At 42.1% G+C, this 5,675-nt stretch carries 6 protein-coding genes and 1 pseudogene; 5 read left to right on the forward strand and 2 right to left on the reverse strand.

Annotated features, from left to right (window positions below; genetic code table 11):
* The first annotated feature begins 430 nt into the window (after positions 1-430).
* From LD39_RS18010 to LD39_RS18020, 3 genes are all read left to right on the forward strand, one after another.
* Positions 431-1,102: a hypothetical protein gene (locus LD39_RS18010; protein WP_035551119.1), complete on the forward strand. Its 672-nt coding sequence runs from the start codon at positions 431-433 to the stop codon at positions 1,100-1,102.
* Between the two features lie 21 nt (positions 1,103-1,123).
* Positions 1,124-2,386 (forward strand): efflux RND transporter periplasmic adaptor subunit, encoded by a 1,263-nt coding sequence (locus tag LD39_RS18015; RefSeq protein WP_035551121.1) that lies wholly within the window; start codon positions 1,124-1,126, stop codon positions 2,384-2,386.
* A 174-nt stretch (positions 2,387-2,560) separates the two neighbouring features.
* A complete protein-coding gene (locus tag LD39_RS18020; protein WP_035551125.1) occupies positions 2,561-3,568 on the forward strand; it encodes an LLM class flavin-dependent oxidoreductase in 1,008 nt (335 codons plus the stop codon).
* A 143-nt stretch (positions 3,569-3,711) separates the two neighbouring features.
* Here the strand turns inward: LD39_RS18020 and LD39_RS18025 are convergent, their stop codons facing one another.
* Entirely contained in the window at positions 3,712-3,963 is a 252-nt protein-coding gene (locus tag LD39_RS18025) for a DUF2164 domain-containing protein (protein ID WP_035551128.1), read from the reverse strand.
* Between the two features lie 54 nt (positions 3,964-4,017).
* Between LD39_RS18025 and LD39_RS18030 the strand changes: the two genes are divergently transcribed.
* Positions 4,018-4,647 carry a pyridoxamine 5'-phosphate oxidase family protein gene (locus LD39_RS18030; RefSeq protein ID WP_035551131.1) on the forward strand — a complete coding sequence of 210 codons (630 nt, stop codon included), beginning with the start codon at positions 4,018-4,020 and terminating at the stop codon, positions 4,645-4,647.
* On the opposite strand, the gene LD39_RS18035 is transcribed toward LD39_RS18030, so the two are convergent.
* Complete coding sequence (locus LD39_RS18035) at positions 4,644-5,231, reverse strand: class I SAM-dependent methyltransferase (RefSeq protein ID WP_035551134.1); 588 nt, start codon at positions 5,229-5,231, stop codon at positions 4,644-4,646. The genes LD39_RS18030 and LD39_RS18035 overlap by 4 nt on opposite strands.
* A 166-nt stretch (positions 5,232-5,397) precedes the next feature.
* Here LD39_RS18035 and LD39_RS18040 point away from each other — a divergent pair.
* Positions 5,398-5,675 (forward strand): annotated as a pseudogene (locus LD39_RS18040) (ABC transporter substrate-binding protein); the annotation flags it as partial.

Here is a 5,675-nt window from a genome sequence, read left to right on the forward strand (position 1 = left end):
CACCACATGCCCATGGAAAGCGAGTGATTTCCCGGACCTCATTTTTCTATCCAAGTCAACGGAAACATAAAAAGTCTCGAAACTGAGTCTTCAACAATCGGGAGCTTTATTGTAATAAGAAAAGCAGATCTTTACTATGAGAACGACTATTTTTATATCTAAATGCCACCAGCATGGTCTTACATAAAAATAGAACTCACTATAAAGAGTTAACAGAGTCTATTATTTATCCTTCTGCCCGATTGCTTTTCCAATAATTTCAATGATGTTATAGCAAGGTACGACAAATTCAGTTAAAATGAATAGAGAATAGACACATAATTTAAATCAAGTGTACTTTTTTCGTGGTATTCCTCCTCTATTAAGAAGATGTATTCCACAAAACGAACTACTTCACCCAATCGAACTACATATAAAAAGGATGGACTTCATGACATATTCCGTTAATTTGATCAAACTGTTTTTCCGCCGTGATGATCATCTATTCAAGTTAAACGAGGCGGAAAGAATAAAGAATGTATGGAATCTATTATTCTTGTTACTCGTATTAACGATCCTTACATACAGCTGGACAGCGTGGCTCGGATTAGGTTCTGAAGCTATCTCAACAAACATGACCGCCTTGAACCGAGTAGAATACGAATTCACGAAAACATGGTTTTTGATAGGAAGAGCTGCTTATGCTCTTATTGTGTTCCTGTTTATTCTGTTTATATCTTCTTTTTTCTATTGGCTATTCAATAACGCTTCATATAAAAGGTTGCTCATCATCCAAATGAACGTATTGTTGATCATGCTGATCGAGCGCATGACTTGGATTCCTTTAATGGTCTATGCAGGGATTGACTGGTATGTATCTCCATTTTCGCTTGGAGTCATTACCTCATACATAACAGAGCTTGACTGGGTGATTTACTTCTTTGGAGCGATTTCCATCTTTCAACTGTTTATCATCTGGTACCAGGTAAAATGCATCTCCTGGTTGTCGACGACAAAAAAAGGATGGATTTGGACCGGAGTCATCTTTTGGCACATTCTCTTATGGGCAGGAACAGCAGCGTTATCCTATTACGATCTGTTTCTTATTCAAATCATCAAGTAAGAAAAAAGGTGTGTATCCTAAATGAAAAAGAAGAACTATAAAGGCAGAATTATCGGTCTGGCTATCATAGCCCTTGTAGCAGCAAATGCATTCCTTATTTACTTTGATGAGGATCATGAGAAGGTCGACCGTAAATCCTACATCAACGAGTGGTCACAGGCGATTACCTATGATTTATTTGAAACTCTTGATTCTGAAGGAGTTTTCGCAGCGGAAGAATCAAAAGAGGTCTATTTCAGTCAGGAAGTCGGTGCATTTCAAGAATTTCTTGTTGAGGAGAACCAAACCATCAATGAAGGAGATGACTTGTACACCTACGAAGTTTTAAATTATGAACAGCAGGAGATCAAGCTCGAAGGGGAAGTCGATCGATTAGAAGAGGAGATCGGTGCCATTGAGGATTACATAAACGAAATAGAGAATTATGATGTCCCTGAACCCGAAAGCGACAATAGTAGTTCCTTTTTCAACAATTCGGATGATACAAGTACGAGCAATTCAAATGACCCTCCGGAGTATGTAGAGACAGAATTTCAAAAGGAAGCCAAACTAGCTGAACAAGAGTCGGAATTGACTAAGAAAGAAGCGATGCTGGAAATTGTCCAGGATCAACTGGATCAACTGCAAGAGGCAGGACAAACCATTACGGTTACAAGCTCTTTCTCCGGCACAGTCACTGATCTATCGGAAGAGCTAAACGATCCCATTCTCACATTAAAATCTACGAATCTGCGAATAAAAGGAAAATTTAATGAGGACGAACGCAAGTTAGTAGAAGAAGATATGGGTGCACGCATTGACGTCACTGACCTGAATCTTGAATTAGAAGGCACCTTATCCTCCATCGATAGCTTCCCGGAAGAAGTGGAAGTTCACCGCTCTAGTTATTACCCGTTTGAAGTATCTATTGAGGAAGCTGATGAACAACTGCTCCCAGGTTATCACGCAGATGTAGATATTATCACAGATGAAGCACTTGGCGTCGTTACGGTTTTGGAAGACCTTCTGATCACTGAGAAAAACCTCTATGCGTGGGTTATGAATAGTGAAGGACACTTAGAACGTCGTGCTGTTAAAACAGGTGTTTCGGAAAATGGTCTCATCGAGATTCAGGAAGGACTGACAGAGGGAGAATGGCTCGCTTACCAGCCTAAAGATGAATTTAGGCGCCAAGTTCCCTTTATCACTCCAATCAAACTGCGCGATTTATCTTTTCAGGATATCATCGATGTTGATGAGGAAACCCTTAAGACGTACGGACTACTCGGTCTGTTAGCTCGCTAACAATGAAAGTGTAAGGCAGCTAATCACAGACACTGAAAATGGAAAAGGGTGTTCCTCCTTATTACAAGAGGAACACCCTTTTTTGAATTTGGGAGAATCATATATTTGCATATGATTAAATCACATGGGACGATAGAATAAATGAAAGACTTTAAATGTAAGGGGGAAGAAAAAATGAAATTAAGCGTACTGGACCAATCCCCCATTTTAACTGGGATGAATCCTCACGAAGCCCTTCAACAGACGACTGAACTTGCAAAGTGGACAGACAGATTAGGTTATCACCGATTTTGGGTGTCCGAACACCATAGTACAGAGACCTTGGCCGGTTCGTCTCCTGAAATCCTGGCTGCTCACTTAGCCGCCCACACCGAAAATATCCGCATAGGTACTGGTGGAGTCCTCCTCCCCCACTACAGCTCTTATAAAGTGGCAGAATCCTTCAGGGTGCTTGAAGCTCTCCACCCGAATCGTATCGATTTAGGTGTTGGACGGGCACCTGGCGGGATGCCAAATGTCAACCTTGCACTGAACAGCGGGAAAATGCCGAATGTCGAAGGATACCCTGGCAAGATTGAAGAATTGATGGCGTATCTACACGGTCAGGATCCTCATGGAATGGACATTTATGCTACACCTAGAGGAGAGACTTCTCCTCCGATCTGGATGTTGGGATCAAGTGGGACAAGTGCCCGTTTAGCCGCTGACCTTGGTGCCTCTTATTCGTTCGCCCACTTTATCAATGGACGAGGGGGAACAAAGGCGGTTGAGCGTTACCTCAATTATTTCACTCCATCCATGCAGCAGAGTGAACCGAAGGTCAATGTTTCGATTTTTGTCGTCTGTGCCGATTCAGACGAACACGCGGAATATTTAGCATCGAGCTTAGATCTAGCTTTATTGAAGATTGAGCAAGGCGGAAAGCGAACCCACTTCCCGACTCCGGAAGAAGCAATCAATTATCCTTACTCCCTCTTTGAAGAACAGCGCGTCCAAGATAACAGAAACCGTATGATCGTAGGATCTGTAGAAAAAGTGAAAGCAGAAATAGAAGAATTGGCCCAGATGTATCACGTCGACGAAATTATTGTGAATACGATCGCGACTCCATTTGAGGATCGTTTGAAATCCTACGAGCTTCTATCCGATGCCTTTCAATTACGCCAGACAGAAACAACTTAAGCAAAAAAGCCGTCAAGTGCCATTGACGGCTTTTTATATTTACGTATAAGTCTTAGGATTCCTGAAAGTTTGAGGATGGGACTATAGATAATACCCTCCGCCTTGAAAGCTTTACAACGGAGGATTCGTTATTTAGGATAGAATCATCTTTTCGGACGGCCTGCAGGTCTTTCCAGGGAAAGCAAATCTTCATCTAAATTCATCACTTTTTGTTCTACCATTTGCCTCGAGTCTTGAATGGCCTTATTGTATAGAAAAGGGCCAAGCTCCTCGACCATATATTGCACGAGTTGATCTGCAGCGAGCTCTCCAATTTGCTCATCCCTTTCTAGTTCAAAGTATTCCTGAACGCGGCCAATTACATATTCTCTTTCTTCTTTTTTCAATGAGTTCATATGTATTCCCCCTTCTTATCTTTATCCTAGCACAATAAAGGAGTGTCAATCGTCATGAAAAATTCCTATCAAACCGTCTCAACAGTTGACGAACTGGAGCAGCTGCAAGGAACCCCTGGCCGTCTAGCCGCAAATAAAGTCATCCATCATCTTGATGAGCATAGCAAAACTTTTCTGCGCCATTCCCCTTTCGCCGTTATAAGCACATCCAGTGCCGACGGATCATGCGACAGTTCACCAAGAGGTGACGGGCCAGGTTTTGTCCATATCTTGGACGCGAAAAATCTGGTACTACCGGAGCGTATGGGTAACAAACGGATGGATTCTATGAGAAATTTGATCGAAAATCCGAAAATCGGGCTATTGTTCATGATCCCTGGCTTGGATGAAACCCTTCGCATTAATGGAAGCGCACAGATCATCAAAGACCCCTCTCTCATGCAAAAGATGGAAGAAAAAGGTCACGTGCCCAACGTCGGTATCCTCATCACTGTTGATGAGTGCTATATTCATTGCGCTAAAGCTTTAAAACGCTCCCATCTTTGGCATCCGGAGCAGTGGCCTGATGTTAGCCGAGTATCAAATCCAGCTAAAATGATGGCCTCTCATGCGAAGCTGGACGACCTTGATGAAGCCAAAGTTCAGGAAGCTCTAAATGAAAGCTACACACAAAGACTTTACTAATTCATCGCGACTGCACATACCGAATCATTCGGATTCGTCGGTTTAATGAAAACTTCGATATGTTGAAAACCAGCATCGTGTAAAAGCGTTCGTAGCTGCCCGCCCAAAACTTCTGTCGTGTCATCATCCGCTCCCTCTTCATGGGGACAGAGCGTCAAGGCGATCTTCCCTCCCTCTCTTAACAAAGAACGTAAATGAGAGAGCGTTCTGACTGGTTCTTCCCAAAAGGTAACATTATTAATTGCATATATTTTGTCTAATGGCTGCTGGAATTTTTCCAATTCATTCGCTTCTCCATGCATCAAGCAAATTTGCTTAGGGGCAGATTCCTTATGTAGCCTTCTCAGCGTCGTTTCTACCATTTCCTCAGACGGATCGATACCAAAAAGCTCCACACCTTCGTACTTCGCTGCTTTTTTTAAGGCTTCCCCGGGACCGAAGCCGATTTCTAAAATACGATTCTTCTCTTCCAAATTAAGAAAAGACAGCGTCCATTCGTTCAACATATAGTTCTCTTGCACCATGAACCATCCCACGCACTTTCCTATGATTCCTTTAGGCTTTGAAAACTGTTCATAAATCATTAAACTCGCTCCTTCCTCATCTACGTTTCTATTCCCAATTCACCTTGCTCTTATGCGCTATTTCTGTTGTCTATCATTTCCCAATCGACACGAATGTTTGTATGATAGATTACAGTAGATCGATTAGGGTAGTCGTAAAATAGACATACATGAGGGGGAATCCCATTTGAGAAAAGTTTTATACTTAATGATAGTCATTTTAATGTTCCTACTAGCAGCTTGCGGATCCGATGAAAAAGAGAAACAAAATTTTTCAAGTGTCACGAAGAAATCCTGGGCTAATATTGAATCGAAAGCTGAAAATACAAAAGTCCGTATATTTATGTGGGGCGGCGATGAAGGCATCAACCAGTACATGGATGAATGGGTCAGCCCTAAACTTAAAGAAAAATATAACCTTACTTTAGAGCGCGTTCCTATGGATACGGGTGAAATCCTGCAAAA

This window comes from Halobacillus sp. BBL2006 (assembly GCF_000786645.1).
Lineage (GTDB): Bacteria > Bacillota > Bacilli > Bacillales > Halobacillaceae > Halobacillus.